A 19,314-nucleotide genomic window follows, 5' to 3' on the forward strand; every position below is an offset into this window, starting at 1 on the left:
AACACGACCTAGCGGGGCAGCTTCACCACGGTCACGAAGAAGTCGTCGATCTGCCGCACGACCTCGATGAACCGGTCGAAGTCCACCGGCTTGGTGACGTAGGCGTTGGCGTGCAGGTTGTAGCTGCGCAGGATGTCCTCCTCCGCCTCCGACGTGGTCAGCACCACCACCGGGATCGTGCGCAGCGACTCGTCCGCCTTGATGTCGGCCAGCACCTCGCGCCCGTCGCGCTTCGGCAGGTTCAGGTCCAGCAGGATCAGCCCGGGCCGGGGCGCGTCCGCGTACTGCCCCTCGCGCCGCAGGAACTCCAGCGCCTCGACGCCGTCGCGCACCACGTGCAGCTGGTTGCGGATCTTGTGGTGCTCGAACGCCTCCTGCGTCATCAGCGCGTCGCCCGGGTCGTCCTCGACCAGCAGTACGTCGATCACGTTCAGCGGGCTGCTCATTGCTCGTCGTCCTCTACTGCCGGGAGGGTGAACCTGAAGGTGGTGCCGGGACCCTCGGTGGTGTCCAACCAGATCCTGCCACCGTGGTACTCGATGATCTTCCGGCACATCGCCAACCCGATGCCCGTGCCCGGGTAGTCGTCCTTGTGGTGCAGGCGCTGGAAGATCACGAAGATGCGCTCAGCGTACTCCGTGTCGATCCCGATGCCGTTGTCGCTGATGGTGAAGGTCCAGGAGTCGTCCGTCCGCTCGACCCCGATCCGCACGTGCGGCGGGTCCTGGCCGCGGAACTTGAGCGCGTTGCTGACCAGGTTGCCGAACACCCCGCCCAGCAGCGACTCCTCGCCGCGCACCGTCGGCAGGTCGGCCACCTCGATCGTCGCACCGGTGCTCTCGATGACCTCGGAGTAGTTGTCCAGCACCTGCTCGACCAGCACGTCGCAGTCCACCAGGGTCTGCTCGCGGGTGATCCGGCCGACCCGGGAGAACGCCAGCAGGTCGTTGATCAGCACCTGCATCCGCTTGGCGCCGTCGACCGCGAACCGCAGGTACTGCTCGCCGCGGTCGTCGAGCTGGCCGGAGTAGCGGCGCTCCAGCAGCTGGCAGAAGCTCGCCACCTTGCGCAGCGGCTCCTGGAGGTCGTGCGAGGCGACGTAGGCGAACTGCTCCAGCTCCGAGTTGGACCGCTGCAGCTCGGTGACGTCGGACAGGATGCGCGAGCGCATGGCCTCCACGTCCTGGCCGAGCATGACGACCTCGCGGGGGCCGGTGACCCGCACCTCGTGCGCGTAGTCGCCGGACGAGACCTGCCGCACGTCGCCCGCCAGGCCCGCCAGCGGCGCGATCAAAATCCGGTAGAGCACCACCGCGACCGCGCTGATGATCACCACCAGCAGCAGGCCCACTCCGACGGCCACCCACAGCACGTCGCGCGCGACGTCGTCCAGCTCCGCCCGCGCCTCGCCGGAAGCCACGTCCAGCTCGGCGACCAGGGCGTCGATGGCGCCGCGCAGCCGGTCGAACAGCACCTTGCCCCGCTCCGCGTCGGACGTCCCCTGCGTCGGCACGCCGGCCGCGCGCACCGAGGCGATGCGCTGCTCGGCGTACTGCGCCCGCCAGTCGGCGCCCAGCGCGAGCACCTGGTCGAGGTCGTCCATCAGGTCCGGGCGGACCGATCCGAGCAACCGCCTGACGTCGGCCGCCGCGTCCTGCTCGGTGCGCTGCCCCTCGGTGTAGGGGGTCAGGAACTCCTGGTTCGCGGTGAGCAGGTACCCGCGCAACCCGGTCTCCTGGTCGACCGCCGCCGCCTCGATCCGCAGCACCGCGCCGCGGGCGGGGTTGATCTGGTCCGACAACTTCACGCGGGCGTCGGTGAGGCTCGACAGCGCGACGGCCATGCCGGCGACGGCTCCCGCGCAGACGATGATCAGGGTGGTGACGGCGGCGACGAGCAGCCTGGCCGCGGGCCAGCGGGTGCGGTAGTCCATCAGACGGGGTAATCCTGCTCCGAGATCAGCATGACGGCCATGTCGTCGTCCAGTTCCCCGCCGTTGAGCTCCTTAACCCTGGAGATCAGGGTGTCCAGCAGCGCGGACGGGGCCCGCGTGCCCTCGCGCAGGGTCTCGGTGACCTCGCCGATCAGCTCGATGAGCCGCTCCGAGCCCAGCCGCTCGGTGTCGCCGACCACGCGGCCCTCGACCAGGCCGTCGGTGTAGAGCAGCATCGACCAGCCGGGCGGCAGCGGCACGTCCAGGCCGCTCCACGTGCTGTCCGGCAGCACGCCCAGCGGCAGGCCCGCCCGGTCCCGGGGCAGCTCCAGCACGCGGTCGCCGACCAGCAGCATCGGTTCGGGGTGCCCGGCCAGGTACAGCCGCGCCCAGCGGCGGTCGGGGGAGATCGTCACCATGCACACGGTGGTGAACAGGCCCGCCTGGTGCCGCTCGTGCTCCAGGATCTCGTGCAGCGTGCGCAGCACCCGCGAGGGCTCCTGGTCGGCCAGCACCAGCGCCCGCCACGCGATGCGCAGGAACACGCCCAGCGCCGCCTCGTCCGGGCCGTGCCCGCACACGTCGCCGATGACGACCTGGAGCGTGCCGTCCTGCTTGCGGACCGCGTCGAAGAAGTCGCCGCCGAGCAGCATCCGGCTGCCGCCGGGGCGGTAGCGGACCTCCACCTCCAGGTCCTCGCCGTGCAGGATGGGCGAGGGCAGCAGGCCGCGTTCCAGGCGGGTCTTCTCCGCCGCGAGCAGCTGCTCGTCGCGGAGCTGCCGCTGGGTCTCCTCGGCGCGCTTGCGGCCGACCGCGTAGCGGATGCCGCGGGCCAGGCCGACGCCGTCCACCTGGCCCTTGACCAGGTAGTCCTCCGCGCCCGCGGCCACCGCGCGGGTGCCCTGGTGCTCGTCGTTCAGGCCGGTGAGGACGATGATGGCCACCGGCGCGGGGTGGGCCAGCAGCCTGGTCAGGCCGTCCAGGCCGGTGGTGTCGGGCAGGCCGAGGTCCAGCAGCACGCAGTCCACCTTCGCGAGCAGCCGCTCGGCCTCGCGCAGGGTCCGCGCGCGGTGGAGCACCACGTCGGCCTCGACTTCGTCCAAAAGGGCCTCGACCAGCACGGCGTCGCCCTCGTCGTCCTCGACGAGCAGCACGCTGATGCGGTCCACCGCGGTGCGCGGTGTCGGGAGCCCTGCCACGGTGGGTGAGATTAGTCGAACTCGATCAGAGCCGGGCGACCGCGGTCGGTGGGTCGCGTGACCGGCGGGGTGGGGATGGCCGATGATCCCGGCGTGACGTTCTACCGGATGGCGGCCCTGACCGCCCGGCTGCCGCGCCGCGGCAGGGGTTTCTGGTACTCCGTGGCCATCGACGTGCTGTGGCCGCTGGTGGTGCTGTTCGTGCGGATGCGCATGAAGGGTCGGGCGAACATCCCCCGACAGGGGCCGGTGCTGCTGGCCTCCAACCACCTGTCGTTCGCCGACCCGGTGACGCTGACCGCGTTCGCGCTGGCGTCCGGGCGGGTGCCGCGGTACCTGGCCAAGGCGAGCCTGTGGCGGGCGCCGGTCATCGGGTGGGTGATGTCCTCCGGGCGGCACATCCCGGTCGACCGGGGCACGGCGCGCGCCGGGCGGGCGGTGGACGCCGTGCGGGCGTCGCTGGAGGCGGGGGAGTGCGTGATCGTCTACCCCGAGGGCACGTTCACCAACGACCCCGACGGGTGGCCCATGCGCGGCAAGAACGGCGTGGCGCGGGTCGCGCTGGCCACCCGCGCGCCCGTGGTGCCGGTGGCGCAGTGGGGCACGCGCGAGCTGCTGCCGCCCGGGCGGTTCGTGCCCCGCCCGTGGCGGCGGGTGTCGGTGGTGGCGGGCGCCGAGGTCGACCTGTCCGACCTGTACGGGCTGGAGCCGACCAAGGCGGTGCTGGACGAGGCGACCGCGCGGATCATGGGCGCGGTGACGGCCCTGCTGACCGGCATTCGGGAACTGCCGGCGCCCCGGGACCGGTGAGGCTCACGGTCGGGGCGGGCGCCGCCCCGACCGCTCCCAGTTCAGGTACTGGCCCGCCACCGTGGAGACGCTGGTGAGCAGCCACACCGCCACGCCCGCGTCGTCGGTGACGCCGATCAGCGGCAGCAGCTCGGGCAGCACGTCGATCGGCGAGACGAGGTAGACGAGCGCGAAGCCCCACGTGGCCAGCGTGCTCGTGGGCAGCCCGTAGGCTTTGCGCTGCCGGATCAGGCGGGGCAGCGCCCGGGCCCGCTCGAAGACGTTGCCCACCGGCCGGGGCTCACCCTTGCGCTCCCACCGCCGGCGGCGCCGCATCGCCCACAGCACGCCCGCGCCGACGCCGAGGGCGAGCAGGACCAGGCCCGCGACCACCGGGGGCAGGCCGAGCACGTCGGTGTCGCGCCACACCAGCGTGCCGACGCCGAGCAGGGCCAGCACCACGGCCACCAGGATCACCATGCCATGGTAGGTGCCCGGTGGGGCACGTGCCGGAAACTCCCGGATCGGCGACGGCCCGGGGCGCACCCGGCCGTCGACGCGATGCGGCGGTGAGCGGATCGCCCACCCGCGCGGTCCGCCGCGGGTGTGCACCGCGGTGCGGGGGTGTCGGGGCGTGGGCCGGCGGTCGCCGGCCCGACTGCCGCGGTGCCCCTCGGCACACTCCGTGAGGTGTCCGATGTGGACAGGGCACCGCTCGGCATCCCTCCCTGCCGGCCGTCGATCCCGCCGGAGTCGTGCACCGGGACGACGTCCGGGTGCTCTGGCGAGGCGGTACTCGTGGTGCGGGCGGCCTTCACGCGGCCGGAGGGGGTGCGGCGAGCCCGCTGTCGGGCGAACCCGCCGCCGTCCGGGTGTCGGTCAGATGCCGCAGGACGAGGCCGACCAGAAGCGGCTGCCGCGGTGGTCGACGTGGGTGTGGTCGCCGTGGCCGGGGTAGCCGGGGCCGAGGATGCCGTTGAAGCCGTGGTTGCGGGCCTGCTGGGCCATCCGGCACAGGGTGTGCGAGCCGGCGCCCAGGTCGACCGCGTCACCGTAGAGGTGCCGCGAGTCGGACGCGCCGCCGACCGCGTTGTTGCACGACACGCTGCGGAAGCCGCTGGTGACCCGGATCGGCTGGTCGCCCAGCGCGTGCCGCATGGCCTGGAGCTTCCACATCGACACCAGGGCGTTGGCCCGCGCCGTGGACGCCGACACCCGGCCGCCCGACCAGTCGGAGTTGCAGCCGTTCAGCTCGGCGTAGGAGAAGTTGACCGGCGTGCAGTCGTCGTCCTGGAGGGCGTAGATGCGCGAGTAGGTCGCGCTGCCCGCGATGCCGTCCGCGCCCAGGCCGTAAGCCTGCTGGAAGCGGACCAGGGCGGCCCGGGTGGCGGGGCCGAACTGGCCGTCCAGGCCGAGCACCGCGCCGTAGCCGGGGTAGCCGGACAGCCGGATCTGCAGCTGCCGGACGTCCTCGCCGGACGCGCCCTCGGACAGGGTCCGGTTCCAGGTGTAGCAGCCGTCGGCTTGGGCCGTGCCGCCACCGCCCAGCACGAGCACGGTGGTGACCAGCGCGAGCGAGGCCACGTAGGACAGGAGTCGGAGCACAGGGACCTCCAGGCCGTTCGGGAGCAGGGGACCTGGAGCCTGTCGGAAGTGGAAAACTTGCGTCAATCTGTCTTGGATGTCCGAAGTTTTCACACATGGAGAATAGTTTGTTAACGACGGGTCACCCGCGGCGGGCGGCCACCAGCAGGGCGGCGGACGCGGCGGCGCACAACACCGCCGCGGCGCTGCGCCACAGCACCGCGTCCTGCAGGGCCAGCACGCCGTTCCACAGGGCCACCGCCAGGAAGACGGCGGCCAGCGCCACCAGGGGCCGTGCGCCGCGCGTTCTCATGTCCTGAACAGCGTTCGGCACGGCCCCGGCGTTACGGGATCACGCAGGCACGCCCCAGGCGGGTGACACCTCGTTGAAGCCGGCCCAGTGGCGCACGTCGAACCCGCTGGGCCCCGGGCCGCCGCCCAGCACGATGCCCCTGGCCTGCACCGCGCGCACGGTCTCCGCCGCCTGCCGGTCCAGCAGCCCGTCGATCTCGGCGTCGCGCAGGCCGTCGATCTCCTCCCAGAACGTCAGCACCCGGTTCACGTACAGCGCGACCAGGTGGTCCCGGGCGGGCTCGAACCGGCCGCGCGCCACCGCCGCCAGCGCGTCGGCCAGGATGTGCGGCCACTCGTCGGCGCCCACCCGCAGGCCCCACGGCGCGGGACCGACCGCGCTGGCCGACGGGAACAGCGCGCGCACGTCGCGGTGGTGGGCGTCCAGGTAGCGGGCCACCGACGCCGACACCCGCGACACCACCGCCGGGTCCTGCCGCACCGCCGCGCCGTCCACCGCGGCCCGTGCCTTCGGGGTGGCGAAGCCGGGCGCGCGCACCGCGTCGGTCCGCAGCACGACGTGGAACAGCGAGTCCAGCACCTGCTGCGGCAGCCGCAGGATCTTCGGGAACGGCGAGTTGTGCAGCTTGCGCCCCAGCGGGACCTCCACCACGCGGACGCGCTCGCGCAGCGCGTTGGCGGTCAACCACACGTCGATGCCGTAGAGGTAGGCGCTGTCCGGCCGCGGCCAGGTGCTCGCGCGCTCCAGGAACGCCCGGTTGAACGCGAACTCCCCGCCGATGGGCTGCTGCACGTGCACCCCGAACACCGCCGCCAGCAGCGGGCTGACCAGGTGGTTGGTGGTGTTCGCCTCGAACCGGTCGCGCCGGTACGCGGGCACGGCCAGCACCGGCTCGGCGGAGTCGACCGCGTCGGCCAGCGCGGGGATCCACCCCGGCTCGGTGGAGCGGACGTCCGCGTCGAGCAGCAGCAGCCGGTCCGCGTCGAGCTCCAGCGCCCGCTCGACGATGGCGAACACGTTCGTGCCCTTGCCGGTGCCCTCGCCGGGGGAGCTGGCCACCACCTTCCTGCTCCTGAGCGGGACCTCGGTGAAGCGCTGCACGGTGCCGTCGGTGCTGCCGTTCTCGGCCAGCACGACGACGTTCGCGCCCTCGGGGAAAGCGAGGTGCAGGCCGGTGTCGGCGGCCTGGGCCACCGCGCCGACCGTGCGCGCCTCGTCGCGGGCCGGGATCCCGACGACGGTGACTCGACTCCGGTTCGCCATGGACCGAATGCTTGGTGCCCAGGGTTACGGGGACACGGCGTGGACGTAACAGATGGACCGGTATCGGGCGGCTGTCCCCTGTGGTCCGCACCGATCCGGTTCACCCCGTTGCCAAACCACTACTTCGGGTGACGAACGGCCCGTGACGGGGACCGCCCGCGCCGTTGGGGGCGGTCCCGTCCGGGACGCGCGACCGACCCCGGTGCGGACCGAGGGGCGGCCCGCACCGGTGGGGTGGGTCAGCGCGGTCGTGCGCGGGGGCCGCTGCGGCTCAGCGGCCGGCCGCCGTACCCCCTGGCGCGGACCACGGGGGCGTGCGAGGGCACCGGCAGCGGCTGGGAGTCCTGCTGCTGCCGGGGCAGCAGGGGCCCGGCCTCCCGGGGTTCGGCGGGGCCCTCGTAGCGGGTGGGCTCGTACCGGTCGGCGCTCGGGGCGGGCCCGCCCCGGGTGGACGCGCTCCGGGCGGGTGGTGCCGCCTCGGGCCGGTCCGCGAGCTGCTCGGGAGGTGCCAGGTGCTGTGGCGGGCGCCGCTGCGGCCCGGTCCGGTCGACCCGGTTCTGCCGCCACAGCTCGGTGGACAGCTTGATCATCGCGGTGGGCGCGTCCAGGCCGACCATCCCGACCAGACGGCCGTCGTGGACGAAGCCGGTGATGGTGCGGTGGTCCTTCTGGGACCCGGCCAGCGTGGTGGTGTCCTTGCCCAGCGCCGGGATGCCCGAACCCTGGATGCGCATCCCGTACTGCTCGGTCCAGAACCGGGGTACAGGGGTGAACGGCCGCGAGTTCTGCCTGCCCGCCAACAGGTTCTCCGCGGCCGCCCGCCCCATCTCCACCGCGTTGAGCCAGTGCTCGACCCGACGCGGCTGCCCTCCGAACCGGAGGTTCGGCCACCGCGCGACGTCACCCGCGGCCACCACGTCGGTCGCGCCGACCACGTGGCACGCGGGGTCGCACAGCACCCCGTCCTCCAGCACCAGACCCGACCCGCGCAGCCAGGCCACCGACGGCGAGGCGCCCACCGCGATCACCACGACCGCGGCGAAGAACACCTGCCCGTCGGACAGGTGGATCGCCACCCCGCCCGGCTGGCGCACCCAGTGCCGGATCTTCACGCCCATCGCCATCCGCACGCCCCGCGCCCGGTGGGCGGCGGTGACGGTCTCGGCGATGTTCTTGCCGACCGCGCTGCCCAGCAGCGTGGCCGACCGGCTCACGATGGCCACGTCGCGGCCCATCGTCTTCACCGACGCGGCCATCTCGCACCCGATCAGGCCGCCGCCGATGACCACGACCAGCCCCTGCGTGGAGTTGATCGCCCGCTTGATGGCGATGGCGTCGTCCACCGTGCGCAGCACGTGGATGCGGGGGTCCTGCCGCGGCGCGCCCGCGAGGTGGCGCGGCTCGACCCCGGTCGCGATGACCAGGCCGTCGTACTTCAGCTCCTCGCCGCCGGGCAGGCCCACCACGTGCCGGTCCGGCTCCAGGTGGGTCGCGTGCGTGCCCAGCCGCCAGACCGCGTTCAGCTCGCGGCTGATGCTCAGCCGCAGGTCCGACGCCGTCAGCTCGCCGTTGATGGCCTCCTTGGACAGCGCCGGCCGGTGGTAGGGGAGGTGGCGCTCGGCGCTGACGATCACGATCTCGCCGCGGAACCCCAGCTCCCGCAGCCGCTCGCCGGCGCGCAGGCCGGCCAGGCCGCCGCCCGCGATGACCACGCGTTCCTCGTTCCTCACCGGACACGCTCCCGCAGCTCGATCGCGCGCATCGGGCAGGCGCGCGCGGCGGCCCGCGCCTTCGCGAACTGCTCGGGCGGCGGTCTGCGCTCGTAGCGCAGGCGCTCGTCGTCGATCAGCTGGAACAGCCCCGGCGCCTCGGCCTGGCAGATGCCGTAGCGGTGGCAGCGCTCGTTGTCGACGCTGATGTCGAGCGCGCTGCCGCCCGCGCCGTCGGGTTCGGGCTCGAAACCGGGCTCCGGTTCCAGCATGCCCAGCTTGACCAGCACGTCCGGCGGCAGGAAGCGGGCGATGGCGATGGTGGCCGTGGGGATCAGGACGGTCAGCCCGGCCAGCCACAGCAGGGCCAGGTTGCCGTTGGCGATCGCGCCGAACCAGGAGTGGACCACCCCGAGCACGACCGCGGCGTAGGCCAGTTGGTGCAGCCGCAGCCACTTGCGGTAGTAGATCTTCTTGCGCAGGCCCGCGGTGAACGCGATGGCCAGCATCAGCTCCAGCGCCAGGATGCCCAGGGCGTGCCGGAACAGGCCGCCGTCCGCGAAGGGCACCAGGAGCCGCAGGTGGGAGAACGCGCCCAGCTCCAGCAGGGTGAAGGCGAACGCGTGGAGCGAGCCGAACGCCAGGGCCAGCGTCGCCAGCACCATGTGGCTGTTGCGCAGGCCCTGTCTGCCGGTGATCTTGTTGGCCCAGCCCGTCGCGATGAGCACGCCCCAGCACAGGGTGGCGCACATGAACGCGTAGGCCAGGCGCGCCGAGATCTGCGCGACGTGGCGCACCCCGGCGTCGTGGTCGCCGCCGGTTGCCTGGGCGACCAGCAGCGGGACCTGGGAGAGCACGGGACTTACCTCCGAGATGGCGGGAGAGAACTCGCAGGCGGTGGTGCCCGACCCGCCCGGCGCGCCGTGCAGGAGTGGTCACGGCGCGCCGGGGCGGGTCGGGGGGATGTGGAAGTTTCCGCGTCACAGGGGCGCGTGCAGTGGGGTCGGGTCGTCCGGCCACCACCTCCTTTCAGCCGACGTTGCCGCGGGGCCGCAGCAGGCGCAGGACACCGATCGTCACCACCGCGCCCACCAGGCAGATGACGAGCACGACGAGGGGGTTGGGGCTGCCGGTGGGCACCACCTGGGCGGCGCGCACCGGGTCGGCGGCGACCGCCGCCCGGTCCACCGCGCCGGCGGCCACCGGTTTGGACAGGCCGGCGTCGGTGACGAGGTTGGTGCTCTCCAGCAGGGTCATGTGCTTGAGCACGATCTGGTTGCAGACCTGGGCGAACTGCCGGATGGCCTCGTTGCGGGTGTTCGCCCGCACCGTCGAGACCACCGGGAAGATCGCGCCGTGCGCGGCGCGCAGCCGGTTGGCGAACGAGTCGTCGAACGCCGCGCCGGTGCGCGAGCGCATCTCGGCCATCCAGGACTGCTGGTCGGCGTTGGCCTCGTCGGGCAGCTCCACGCCCATCTGCGAGGCGAGCCGCACCACGCGCTCGTCGAGGAAGGTGTGGTCGCTGGCCAGTTGCTGACCCACCTCCTTGACCCGCTGGCTGCCGGCGCGGGTCTGCGCCTCCTCGCCCATGGGCATCTCCCACAGGCCGGCCAGCCGCACCTTGACCAGCAGTTCCTTGTCCGACGCGGTGATCGGGCCCAGCGGGGTCTGCTCCACCGGGCCCGCGTCGGCCGGGTCGTCGGCGTGCGCGACCCCGGTCACCGCGGGCGCGAGCAGCAGGTGCAGGGCCAGCAGGGCCGCCGCGAAACGCTTGGCTGGCATGGGTTTCCCGTCCTGTTGCCGGGGTCCGTCAGTAGCCGTCGCCGGTGCCGCCGCCGGTGTCGCCGGGTGCCGCGCCGTCGTCGGCCTGCGCCTTCCTGCCCTCGGGCGTGACCGCGAACCACGTGCCGCCCTTGCCCTGACCGGCCAGGTCACCCGCCTTCTTGTCGCCCGCGTACCGGTAGAGGGGCCAGCCGGCGAGGGTGACCTGCTTGCGGCCGTCCTCCCGCGCGACCGAGCCGACCAGCGTCGGGTCGACGCCGGAGGTCATGGTGTGCTCGCCGACCAGCACGGGGGGCCACATCTCCAGGCACGCCGCGTCGCAATTGGACTTCGACGGTTTCGCGGTGTCCTTGTCGAAGCGGTAGAGGGCGAACCCGCCCGCGTCCGCCACGAACCACCCGACCTCCCGCGACTCGGTCGCCGACAGCAGCTGGTGGGGCTCCTTGCCGAATTCCGGGTTCTGCTGGAGAGTCGTCGTGCCGGAGTTGGCGCCCGCCGCGCCGCCCTGGCCGCCCGCGGTGCCGGTGCCGGTCGCGCCACAAGCGCTGACCAGCGCCAACGCCGCGGCTGCCGGAACCAGCAGCAACGCCGTTCGGGTACGTCGACTGAGCATCGTTGGTCCTTTCTCCTGCTGGCGGTTCCGCCGTAAGGCGCAAGGGCCGGGTGGTCGGGCCCTCGCCATCGAGGCGGATACCGTGGAGTACGGACACGATGCGGTGACGGTTCACGAACAAATCGACCACTTTTTTTGCGGCCAAACCCTCGACGCGGAACCGTCCGGCGCGCTTGGATGCACGGCGTGGCGCGGCACAGACGCAGCACTTCCCCCCAAAGAGAACGCACCTGGCCGGACGTGAGCCCGGAAGACGAGCTGATCCGCAGGCTCTACCAGGAGTTCGGCAGCGCGCTGCTCGGACATGCCATGAGACTGACCGGCAGCGACCGGCAGTGGGCTGAGGACATCGTCCAGGAGACGCTCGTGCGGGCGTGGCGGAACGCGGAGAAGCTGGAGCGGGACCCGGTCCTGCTGCGCTCCTGGCTGTTCACCGTCGCCCGGCGACTGGTCATCGACGACCGTCGGAAGCGGAGCGTCAGACCGCAGGAGTCGGAGTTGACGCCGTCGGACGAAGCCCCGGTGCGGGACGAGGCCGACCGCACCCTGGCGGCGATAGTTGTGGCCGAAGCGATGAACGGACTGACCGAGGAGCACCGGGAGGCTATTCTCGAGACGTACTTGAGGGATCGGACCGTCGGGGAAGCCGCAGCGGTGCTCGGGGTACCGCCCGGCACGGTGAAGTCCAGGGTGTACTACGCGCTCCGCGCCCTGCGGCGGGCACTGCAGGATCGGGGCTGACAAGCGTGACATCGCCTACGAACCACATCGACGTGGCGGCATACGTCCTCGGCGTCCTGGACGAGGACGAGGTCGACGCCTTCGAGAACCACCTGGCGCAGTGCCGCCGATGTGCGCTCGACCTGCGCGACTTCGCCGAGCTGCCGGACCTGCTCGACGAGGCGAACGCCAACGGCCTGCTGCGCGCCGGCACGGGGGAGCGGCCCGACGGCCGCTCGGTGCGCGCCATGCTGGACAACGTCACCGAGCTGCGGTCGCGCAAGCGCCGCACCGCGGTCCTGCTGGCCGCCGCGGCGGCCGTGCTGCTGGTCGCGGTGACCGCGTTCGTGTCGGTGGCGGTGACCAGGTCGGGCGACCGGGTCGCCGCCTCCACCACGACGGTGCCCGCGCAGACCAACATCGCCAACGGCGAGCCCGACTCGGAGACCGTCCTGACCCGCAGCGACCCGGTGACGGGCGTCTACGCCAGGCTCGCGCCGTCGCTCCAGCCGTGGGGCACCGCGCTGGACCTGGAGGTCAAGGGCGCCAAGGGGCCGACGCGGTGCGAGCTGGTCGCCAAGTCCCGGTCCGGTGAGAGCGTGGTCGTCAGCTCGTGGCTCGTGGGCGCCACGCCCGACCGCGAACCCACCCACCTCCAGGCGGCCGTGGGCATGCGCTGGCACGACATCGCGGAGTTCGCGGTCCGCGACACCAAGGACGGCGCCACCCTCCTCCGCCTGCCCACCTCCTGACCCGACCCGAACGCACAACTCGCGGTGCCGGACCGGAGGACACGCGGTGTCCGACCGGAGGACACGCCGGTAAAAGCCCTTCAAACCGGGCGTGTCCTCCGGTCAGGCACCGCGTGTCCTCCACTCGGACACCGCGAGTTCTGCGTTCGGGCGCACGAGCGTTCAAGACGGGGGCCGGCGCGGGGTGGTGGAATCACGGGTCCGAGGGGTGTCGTGGGTTGGAGGTCGTGGTGCGGGTCGGATTCGTCGGGCTGGGGATCATGGGGCAGCCGATGGCGCTCAACCTGGTGCGCGCCGGGCGGTCGCTGGTGGTGTGGAACCGCTCGGCCGACCGGTGCGAGCCGTTGCGGGAGGCCGGGGCCGAGGTCGTCGGCGAGGTCGACGAGGTCTTCGCGCGGGCCGAGGTGGTGATCGTGATGCTGGCCGGCGAGGCCGCGATCGACGCGGTGCTGGAGCGCGGTGCGCCCGGGTTCGCCCGCAAGGTCGCCGGGCGGACCCTCGTGCACATGGGCACGACCTCGCCGGGCTTCTCGCACGGGCTCGAAGCCGACGTGCGGGCGGCGGGCGGGCACTACGTCGAGGCGCCGGTGTCCGGTTCGCGCGGTCCGGCCGAGGCCGGTGAGCTGGTGGCCATGCTCGCCGGCGAGCCCGAGGCGGTCGAGCGGGTGCGGGAGGTCGTCGGGCCGATGTGCGCGAAGGTGGTGGAGTGCGGCCCGGCGCCGCGGGCGCTGCTGATGAAGCTCGCGGTCAACGTCTTCCTGATCACCACGGTGACCGGCCTGGCCGAGTCGTTCCACTTCGCCGAGCACCACGGGCTGGACCTGGTCAAGCTGGTCGACGTGCTGGACTCCGGGCAGATGTCGAGCCGGGTGTCCCGGGCCAAGACGGCCAAGCTGCTGGCCGCCGACTTCGGCGCGCAGGCCGCGATCTCGGACGTGCTGATGAACAACCGGCTGATCGCCGGCGCGGCCCGTGCCGCGGGGGTGGCGTCGCCGCTGCTGGACGTGTGCCTGGAGCTGTTCGCCCGGACCGAGGAGCTGGGGCACGGCAAGGAGGACATGGCCGCGGTGGTGCGGGCGATCCGGGAGCGGACGGACGCGCTGGGGCCCGACGCGCCAGGGGCCGGGCAGCGGCCGGTCTGAGCACCGGTGCGCCACCCGGACCCGGGTGCGGGTCGGCCGCGCGTGACGCGGCCGACCGCCCGCGTCACGTGGACAGGAAGTACGGGCCCCAGCCGCAGCCGACCTGGGTGCCGGCGCCGAGCCCGCCGCCGCCGTTGCCGAACCAGCGGTACAGGCAGCCGTTGCTGCTGTTGATGGCGACGACGTCGCCCGCGCTGTCACCGTTCAGCGCGCCCATCCCGCTGATGTTCCCCGCGCCGGTGTAGGGCGCCCAGCCGCAGCCGAGCTGGGCGCCGGCGCCGAGCCCGCCGCTGCCGTTGCCCAGCCAGCGGTACAGGCAGCCGTTGCCGTTGTTGATGGCGACGAGGTCCGCGTTGCCGTCGTTGTTGAGGTCACCGGCGCCGGTCAACGAGAACGTGTAGGGCGCCCAGCCGCAGCCGACCTGGACACCGGCGCCGAGCCCGCCGCTGCCGTTGCCGAGCCAGCGGTACAGGCAGCCGTCGCCGCCGTTGATGGCGACGACGTCGCCGGCGCCGTCGTTGTTGAGGTCACCGGCGCCGGCCAACGCCAACCAGTAGGGCGCCCAGCCGCAGCCGAGCCGGACACCGGCGCCGAATCCGCCGCTGCCGTTGCCCAGCCAGCGGTACAGGCAGTTGTCGCCGCCGTTGATGGCGACGAGGTCACCGGCGCCGTCGCCGTTGAGGTCACCGGGACTGGCCAGCGATCCCTCGTAGGGTGCCCAGCCGCAGCCGAGCTGGGTGCCGGCGCCGAGCCCGCCGCTGCCGTTGCCGGTCCAGCGGAACAGGCAGCCGTTGCTGCCGTTGATGGCGACGACGTCGCTGTGGCCGTCGCCGTTGTAGTCGTTGCGCTTGTCGGCGATGGTCGCCAGCGCGGGCAGCGAGGTCGCCACCAGGGCGCCGACGACCGCGATCACCACGAGGACCGACCTCCGCAGAGCGGTCCACCCGGTGCTCCGGTGCACGTTGGTTCTCATCGCGTCCCCCCTCCGACGACGTGCCCGCCCGGGTGGCGTCGCACGTCTGAGGCACCCACATTGAGCGCGGGGCGGAGGGGTTCTCTACGCAGAATTGCGGTATTCCGGCCCGGCGCAAACGGAGGACGGGCGGCAGGCGAACGGGGCGCACGCGGTGCGGCCACGTGGAGGTACGACCCCGGGACCTTCAGATGCGGCGCAGGCCGGCGAGGACGCGCTCCATCAGCTCCAGCGACGGCTTGCCCTCGGCGTCCAGCTCCTCGCCCTGGTGCACGACGATCAGGCTGAGGTCGGACATGTCCGCCAGCAGCACCCGCACCACGCCGAGCGGCAGCCGCAGCCGGGCCGCCACCTCCGCCACCGAGTGCGGGTGGCGGCACAGGTCGCCGATGGCGCGGTGCTCCGCGGTGGAGGTCAGCGCGTCCCGGTCGGCCCGCTCGTTCGTGGTCACGATCGTCTCGATGGCCAGCGTCCGCGCGGAACGCGTGCGGCCGCCGGTTCTGGTGTAGGGGCGCACCCGGAGGGCAGACACACCAGCTCCTCGAAGCGGTCGGAGTTGATCTTCGTTCACGTGTGGTCAGGGTCTCTGACGACGCTCGACCCTACGGTTGATCAGGCCCGCTGTCTCGACTTTCCCGGCATGTGGGAGGAATTTCGGACGGTTTTGACAGTGTGTGTCCGACCGTTTCCGGGGGGTGCGCAAAACCCCGCCGCAGGCATCCGATGATCGAACCGCTACCCCCGGTTCACCTCCGGTTCGCCTGGGCGACGAACCCAGGCGAACCGCCGGGGGAACTAACCGATGGGGGTCGGGTTCGGAATCACGCGGTCGACCGTAATCACCGGTGGAGCGCTCTCACAACGGTTGTTGACCAAGGTTTGAGGTTCGTCACCGGGAGGGTCGGGGTTTTCCCCCGAGGCGGAATCCGGGGTCGGTCCCGGAAGCGCCGGGGGTGCCCGTTCGGGCAGGTTTCCCCCGTGGCGGCGAGGGCCGTCGACTGGGGATCCGGAGGAAGTCGTGACCGGTGGGGTTGCCGCGGCCAGGGCCGTGGACGTGTGGAAGTCCTACGGGACGGGGGAGGCGGCCGTCACCGCGCTCGCGGGGGTGAGCGCCGAGTTCGAGCGCGGTCGGTTCACCGCGATCATGGGGCCGTCGGGGTCGGGCAAGTCGACCCTCATGCACTGCCTGGCCGGGCTGGACGCGATCGACACCGGCGAGGTGTGGATCGGCGACACGCGGGTGGACGGCCTGCGCGACCGGGGGCTGACCGACCTGCGGCGCCGGCACGTGGGGTTCATCTTCCAGCAGTTCAACCTGCTGCCGACGCTCACCGCGGCCGAGAACATCACCCTGCCGATGGCGATCGGCGGGCAGAAGGTCGACCAGACCTGGTTCGACGCGGTCGTGGAGGCGGTCGGCCTGCGCGACCGGCTGGGCCACCGGCCCACCCAGCTCTCCGGCGGCCAGCAGCAGCGGGTGGCGTGCGCGCGGGCCCTGGTGTCCCGGCCCGACGTGGTCTTCGCCGACGAGCCGACCGGCAACCTGGACTCGCGCTCCGGCGCCGAGGTGCTGGGCTTCCTGCGCCGCTCGGTGCGCGACTTCGGCCAGACCATCGTCATGGTCACCCACGACCCGGTCGCCGCCTCCTGCGCGGACCGGGTGGTGTTCCTGGCCGACGGCCGGATCGTGCGCGAGCTGCACGCGCCCACGGCGGACGCGGTGCTGGAGACGATGAAGCACCTCGACGGCGGCGAGCGGCTGGTCGTGGCGTGATGCTGAGGGCGACCCTGAAGAGCCTGCTGTCCCGCAAGCTGCGGCTGGTCCTGTCCGGGCTGGCCGTGGTGCTCGGCGTGATGTTCGTGTCCGGTTCCCTGGTGCTCACCGACACGCTCAACCGCTCGTTCACCGACCTGTTCGCCTCCGTGTACGCCGACGTGGACGTGCAGGTCGCGGTCAAGCCGAAGGTCGACGGCGCCGAGGGCGACGACCCCGTCGCCGGCACCCTCACCGCCGACGACCTCCGGGCCGTCGAGCAGGTCGACGGCGTGCGCGGCGCCGTCGGCGACGTGACCGGCTCGGCCCGCCCGATCGGCGAGAACGGCAAGGTGCTCACCACCACCGGCGCGCCGCGCCTGGGCACGGCCTGGCGCGACGGCGGCCAGGAGGAGCTGCGCGCCGGCCGACCGCCGCGGGCGGAGGGCGAGATCGCGGTCAGCGCCCTGCTGGCCAGGACCGGCGGCTACGAGGTCGGCGACCGGGTGTCCGTGCTGACCCTGGAGCCCAAGCGGGAGTTCACCGTCACCGGCGTCTTCGGCTACGCCGGCGGCCGCGACTCCCTCGGCGGCGAGCTGACCACCGCGTTCACCGAGGCCGAGGCCCAGCGGCTGCTGCTGGGCGAACCCGGCCACTACAGCTCGGTGACCGTGCGCGCCGCCGACGGCGTGGCGCAGGACGTGCTGCGGCAGCGCGTCCAGGACCGGCTCGGCGACGCCTACCAGGTCAAGACCGGCGAGCAGCTGGCCGCCGACTCGGCCGACGACATCAACGAGGGCCTGGCGTTCTTCAACTACGTGCTGCTCGGCTTCGCGGGCATCGCGCTGTTCGTCGGCGTCTTCATCATCCTCAACACCTTCTCCATCATCATCGCGCAGCGCACCCGGGAACTGGCGCTGCTGCGGGCCATGGGCGCGGGCCGCGGGCAGGTGGTCGGCTCGGTCGTGGTCGAGGCCGTGGTGATCGGCCTGGTCGCGTCCGCGGTCGGCCTCGGCGCGGGCATCGGCGTCGGCGCCCTGCTGGCCTGGCTGTTCAGCACGTTCGGCGGCGCGAACCTCGACCTGGCCGACCTCGCCGTGCCCACGTCCGCGATCGTGTCCTCGTTCGCGGTCGGCACGGTGGTGACCGTGCTGGCCGCGCTGCTGCCCGCGGTGCGCGCCTCCCGCATCCCGCCGGTGGCCGCGCTGCGCGAGGCGGCCACCCCCGACCGGCCCCTGACCGGGATCAGCGTCGCCGGCGCCGCGGTGACCGCGGGCGGCGCGGTCGCGCTCGGCCTCGGCTTCAACGGCGACGTGCTGTGGCTGACCATGGCGGGCCTGCTGGTGTCGTTCGTCGGCGTCGCCCTGCTCACGCCGCTGGTCAGCAAGCCGGTGGTGTCCGCGATCGGGAAGCTGATGGCCTGGTCGACACCGGGCACGCTGGGCAGGCGCAACTCGGCCCGCAACCCGCGCCGCACCGCCATCACCGCCGCCGCGCTCATGGTCGGCATCGCGCTGATCACCGGCGTGAGCGTGGTGCTCGGCTCGGCCACCGCGAGCATCGAGGAGGTGGCCCGCAACCAGGTCAAGGCCGACCTGATCGTCTCCGGCGACACCACGACCGAGAGCCCGGCCACGTTCGGCGCCGACCGGGTCGACCAGCTCCTGGCCACCCCCGGCGTGGCGACCGGCTTCGCCTGGTACACCGACGTGGTCATGGTGGACGGGGAGCGGCGGGGAGCCGCGGTGAGCACCGACCTGGCCGCCACCCGCGACCTCCTCGGCCTCAGCGCCCGCGACGGCTCCTTCACCGAGCTGCGGGAGGGCGAGATGGCCCTGGACGAGGACCTGGCGGCCCGGCTGGGCCTCCGGTACGGCGACACCGCCCGCGTGCAGACCGCCAAGGGGCGGGAGCGCGAGTACACCGTCGCCCTGGTGATCGAGAAGAACCAGGTGGTGGGCGGCACCGTCCTGCTGCCGCGCGCGGTGGCCGACGAGTTCACCCTGGCGCGGCCGGTCAGCGCGTACGCCGCGGTGGAGCCGGGCGCGAACCCGGCCGACGTGCGCGCGGCCGCGGAACCGCTGTTCGCCGACGAGCCCGAGGTCTCGGTCCAGGACGTGAGCGCGTTCGTGCGGCAGCAGACCGCGCAGCTGGACACCGTGCTGCTGATGATCCAGGTGCTGCTCGCGCTGGCGATCCTCATCGCGGTGCTCGGCGTGGTCAACACGCTGGCGCTGTCGGTGATCGAGCGGACCCGGGAGCTGGGGGTGCTGCGCGCCATCGGCATGCGGCGCGCCCAGGTCATGCGGATGATCACGGTCGAGTCGGTGGTGATCTCGGTGTTCGGCGCGCTGCTCGGCCTGGTGGTGGGCACCGCGATCGGGCTGGCCGCGGTCAAGGCGCTGGCCGACGAGGGGTTCACCGCGGTCGCGGTGCCCTGGGCGCAGCTCGGGACCTACCTGCTCGCCGCCGCCGGGGTCGGCGTGGTGGCCGCCGTGCTGCCCGCGATCCGCGCGGCCCGGCTGAACGTCCTGGGCGCCATCGCCCACGACTGACGCGCTGGTGGGGGCGGGGTCGAGTTGGACGCCCCGTTGCCCTGGGCTGGTGGGGCCGGGGTCGAGCTGGCTGCCCCGTTGCCCTGGGCTGGTGGGGGCGGGACCGAGCCGGCTGCCCCGTCACGCCGGGCTGGTGGGGCCGGGACCGAGCCGGCTGCCCCGTCACGCCGGGCTGGTGGAAGCGGGACCGAGCGCCCCGTGACGCCGGGTTGGTGGAGCCGGGTCCGACCGATC

19 protein-coding genes are annotated in these 19,314 nt (G+C 73.0%); 6 read left to right on the top strand and 13 right to left on the bottom strand.

Translation table 11 applies throughout. The features are described 5' to 3' along the window. Positions 1–8 precede the first annotated feature (8 nt). From EKG83_RS19350 to EKG83_RS19360, 3 genes are read right to left on the bottom strand one after another with little or no spacing between them, the layout of a single operon-like run. Positions 9–446 (bottom strand): response regulator, encoded by a 438-nt coding sequence (locus EKG83_RS19350; RefSeq protein WP_033434601.1) that lies wholly within the window; start codon positions 444–446, stop codon positions 9–11. Further along, entirely contained in the window at positions 443–1,933 is a 1,491-nt protein-coding gene (locus EKG83_RS19355) for a sensor histidine kinase (protein ID WP_051766770.1), read from the bottom strand. Before EKG83_RS19355 ends, EKG83_RS19350 begins: the two co-directional genes overlap by 4 nt. Next, complete coding sequence (locus EKG83_RS19360; RefSeq protein WP_153278226.1) at positions 1,933–3,132, bottom strand: PP2C family protein-serine/threonine phosphatase; 1,200 nt, start codon at positions 3,130–3,132, stop codon at positions 1,933–1,935. The genes EKG83_RS19355 and EKG83_RS19360 overlap by 1 nt, the downstream gene beginning before the upstream one ends. Positions 3,133–3,207: 75 nt before the next feature. Here EKG83_RS19360 and EKG83_RS19365 point away from each other — a divergent pair, with 75 nt between their 5' ends. Next, positions 3,208–3,942 (top strand): lysophospholipid acyltransferase family protein, encoded by a 735-nt coding sequence (locus EKG83_RS19365; RefSeq protein WP_033434630.1) that lies wholly within the window; start codon positions 3,208–3,210, stop codon positions 3,940–3,942. A gap of 3 nt (positions 3,943–3,945) precedes the next feature. Here EKG83_RS19365 and EKG83_RS19370 read toward each other — a convergent pair whose 3' ends face one another. From EKG83_RS19370 to EKG83_RS19405, 8 genes are all read right to left on the bottom strand, one after another. Continuing rightward, positions 3,946–4,401: a YkvA family protein gene (locus EKG83_RS19370; RefSeq protein ID WP_228122701.1), complete on the bottom strand. Its 456-nt coding sequence runs from the start codon at positions 4,399–4,401 to the stop codon at positions 3,946–3,948. Between the two features lie 399 nt (positions 4,402–4,800). Continuing rightward, positions 4,801–5,526: a D-Ala-D-Ala carboxypeptidase family metallohydrolase gene (locus tag EKG83_RS19375; protein ID WP_211269245.1), complete on the bottom strand. Its 726-nt coding sequence runs from the start codon at positions 5,524–5,526 to the stop codon at positions 4,801–4,803. Between the two features lie 121 nt (positions 5,527–5,647). Beyond that, positions 5,648–5,839 (bottom strand): hypothetical protein, encoded by a 192-nt coding sequence (locus tag EKG83_RS19380; RefSeq protein WP_153278227.1) that lies wholly within the window; start codon positions 5,837–5,839, stop codon positions 5,648–5,650. Between the two features lie 18 nt (positions 5,840–5,857). Further along, positions 5,858–7,081, bottom strand: a complete 1,224-nt coding sequence (locus EKG83_RS19385) for a hypothetical protein (RefSeq protein ID WP_033434600.1) — start codon at positions 7,079–7,081, stop codon at positions 5,858–5,860. A 239-nt stretch (positions 7,082–7,320) separates the two neighbouring features. Further along, positions 7,321–8,811 (bottom strand): NAD(P)/FAD-dependent oxidoreductase, encoded by a 1,491-nt coding sequence (locus EKG83_RS19390; protein ID WP_084717011.1) that lies wholly within the window; start codon positions 8,809–8,811, stop codon positions 7,321–7,323. Next, the gene (locus EKG83_RS19395) at positions 8,808–9,647 is read right to left on the bottom strand and encodes a ferric reductase-like transmembrane domain-containing protein (RefSeq protein ID WP_194283041.1); all 840 of its coding nucleotides are present in this window, start codon (positions 9,645–9,647) and stop codon (positions 8,808–8,810) included. Before EKG83_RS19395 ends, EKG83_RS19390 begins: the two co-directional genes overlap by 4 nt. A gap of 172 nt (positions 9,648–9,819) precedes the next feature. Further along, a complete protein-coding gene (locus EKG83_RS19400) occupies positions 9,820–10,572 on the bottom strand; it encodes a DUF4142 domain-containing protein (RefSeq protein WP_051766768.1) in 753 nt (250 codons plus the stop codon). A gap of 28 nt (positions 10,573–10,600) precedes the next feature. Beyond that, positions 10,601–11,185 carry a hypothetical protein gene (locus tag EKG83_RS19405; RefSeq protein ID WP_170191939.1) on the bottom strand — a complete coding sequence of 195 codons (585 nt, stop codon included), beginning with the start codon at positions 11,183–11,185 and terminating at the stop codon, positions 10,601–10,603. A 177-nt stretch (positions 11,186–11,362) separates the two neighbouring features. On the opposite strand from EKG83_RS19405, the gene EKG83_RS19410 reads away from it, so the two are divergent. The 3 genes from EKG83_RS19410 to EKG83_RS19420 all read left to right on the top strand — a co-directional run bounded on the left by EKG83_RS19410 (position 11,363) and on the right by EKG83_RS19420 (position 13,799). Further along, a complete protein-coding gene (locus EKG83_RS19410) occupies positions 11,363–11,926 on the top strand; it encodes a sigma-70 family RNA polymerase sigma factor (RefSeq protein ID WP_084717009.1) in 564 nt (187 codons plus the stop codon). A 5-nt stretch (positions 11,927–11,931) separates the two neighbouring features. Then, positions 11,932–12,657, top strand: coding sequence for an anti-sigma factor family protein (locus tag EKG83_RS19415; RefSeq protein ID WP_033434598.1), 726 nt, complete (start codon positions 11,932–11,934; stop codon positions 12,655–12,657). Positions 12,658–12,884: 227 nt separating this feature from the next. After that, positions 12,885–13,799: an NAD(P)-dependent oxidoreductase gene (locus EKG83_RS19420; protein WP_322746678.1), complete on the top strand. Its 915-nt coding sequence runs from the start codon at positions 12,885–12,887 to the stop codon at positions 13,797–13,799. Between the two features lie 64 nt (positions 13,800–13,863). On the opposite strand, the gene EKG83_RS19425 is transcribed toward EKG83_RS19420, so the two are convergent. Next, positions 13,864–14,772: an FG-GAP repeat domain-containing protein gene (locus tag EKG83_RS19425; RefSeq protein ID WP_084717008.1), complete on the bottom strand. Its 909-nt coding sequence runs from the start codon at positions 14,770–14,772 to the stop codon at positions 13,864–13,866. A gap of 187 nt (positions 14,773–14,959) precedes the next feature. After that, positions 14,960–15,304, bottom strand: a complete 345-nt coding sequence (locus EKG83_RS19430) for a DUF742 domain-containing protein (RefSeq protein WP_033434596.1) — start codon at positions 15,302–15,304, stop codon at positions 14,960–14,962. Between the two features lie 486 nt (positions 15,305–15,790). On the opposite strand from EKG83_RS19430, the gene EKG83_RS19435 reads away from it, so the two are divergent. Then, entirely contained in the window at positions 15,791–16,546 is a 756-nt protein-coding gene (locus EKG83_RS19435; protein WP_033434595.1) for an ABC transporter ATP-binding protein, read from the top strand. Further along, entirely contained in the window at positions 16,546–19,080 is a 2,535-nt protein-coding gene (locus tag EKG83_RS19440; RefSeq protein ID WP_033434622.1) for an ABC transporter permease, read from the top strand. Before EKG83_RS19435 ends, EKG83_RS19440 begins: the two co-directional genes overlap by 1 nt. Positions 19,081–19,314 lie beyond the last annotated feature (234 nt).

The sequence above is a fragment of the Saccharothrix syringae genome, from assembly GCF_009498035.1.
Lineage (GTDB): Bacteria > Actinomycetota > Actinomycetes > Mycobacteriales > Pseudonocardiaceae > Actinosynnema > Actinosynnema syringae.

Coding starts and splice junctions, on each gene's coding strand:
- EKG83_RS19440 (WP_033434622.1), top strand. CDS start 16,546: ATGCTGAGGGCGACCCTGAAGAGCCTGCTGTCCCGCAAGCTGCGGCTG.
- EKG83_RS19410 (WP_084717009.1), top strand. CDS start 11,363: ATGCACGGCGTGGCGCGGCACAGACGCAGCACTTCCCCCCAAAGAGAA.
- EKG83_RS19400 (WP_051766768.1), bottom strand. CDS start 10,572: ATGCCAGCCAAGCGTTTCGCGGCGGCCCTGCTGGCCCTGCACCTGCTG.
- EKG83_RS19350 (WP_033434601.1), bottom strand. CDS start 446: ATGAGCAGCCCGCTGAACGTGATCGACGTACTGCTGGTCGAGGACGAC.
- EKG83_RS19365 (WP_033434630.1), top strand. CDS start 3,208: ATGGCCGATGATCCCGGCGTGACGTTCTACCGGATGGCGGCCCTGACC.
- EKG83_RS19385 (WP_033434600.1), bottom strand. CDS start 7,081: ATGGCGAACCGGAGTCGAGTCACCGTCGTCGGGATCCCGGCCCGCGAC.
- EKG83_RS19370 (WP_228122701.1), bottom strand. CDS start 4,401: ATGGTGATCCTGGTGGCCGTGGTGCTGGCCCTGCTCGGCGTCGGCACG.
- EKG83_RS19425 (WP_084717008.1), bottom strand. CDS start 14,772: ATGAGAACCAACGTGCACCGGAGCACCGGGTGGACCGCTCTGCGGAGG.
- EKG83_RS19405 (WP_170191939.1), bottom strand. CDS start 11,185: ATGCTCAGTCGACGTACCCGAACGGCGTTGCTGCTGGTTCCGGCAGCC.
- EKG83_RS19355 (WP_051766770.1), bottom strand. CDS start 1,933: ATGGACTACCGCACCCGCTGGCCCGCGGCCAGGCTGCTCGTCGCCGCC.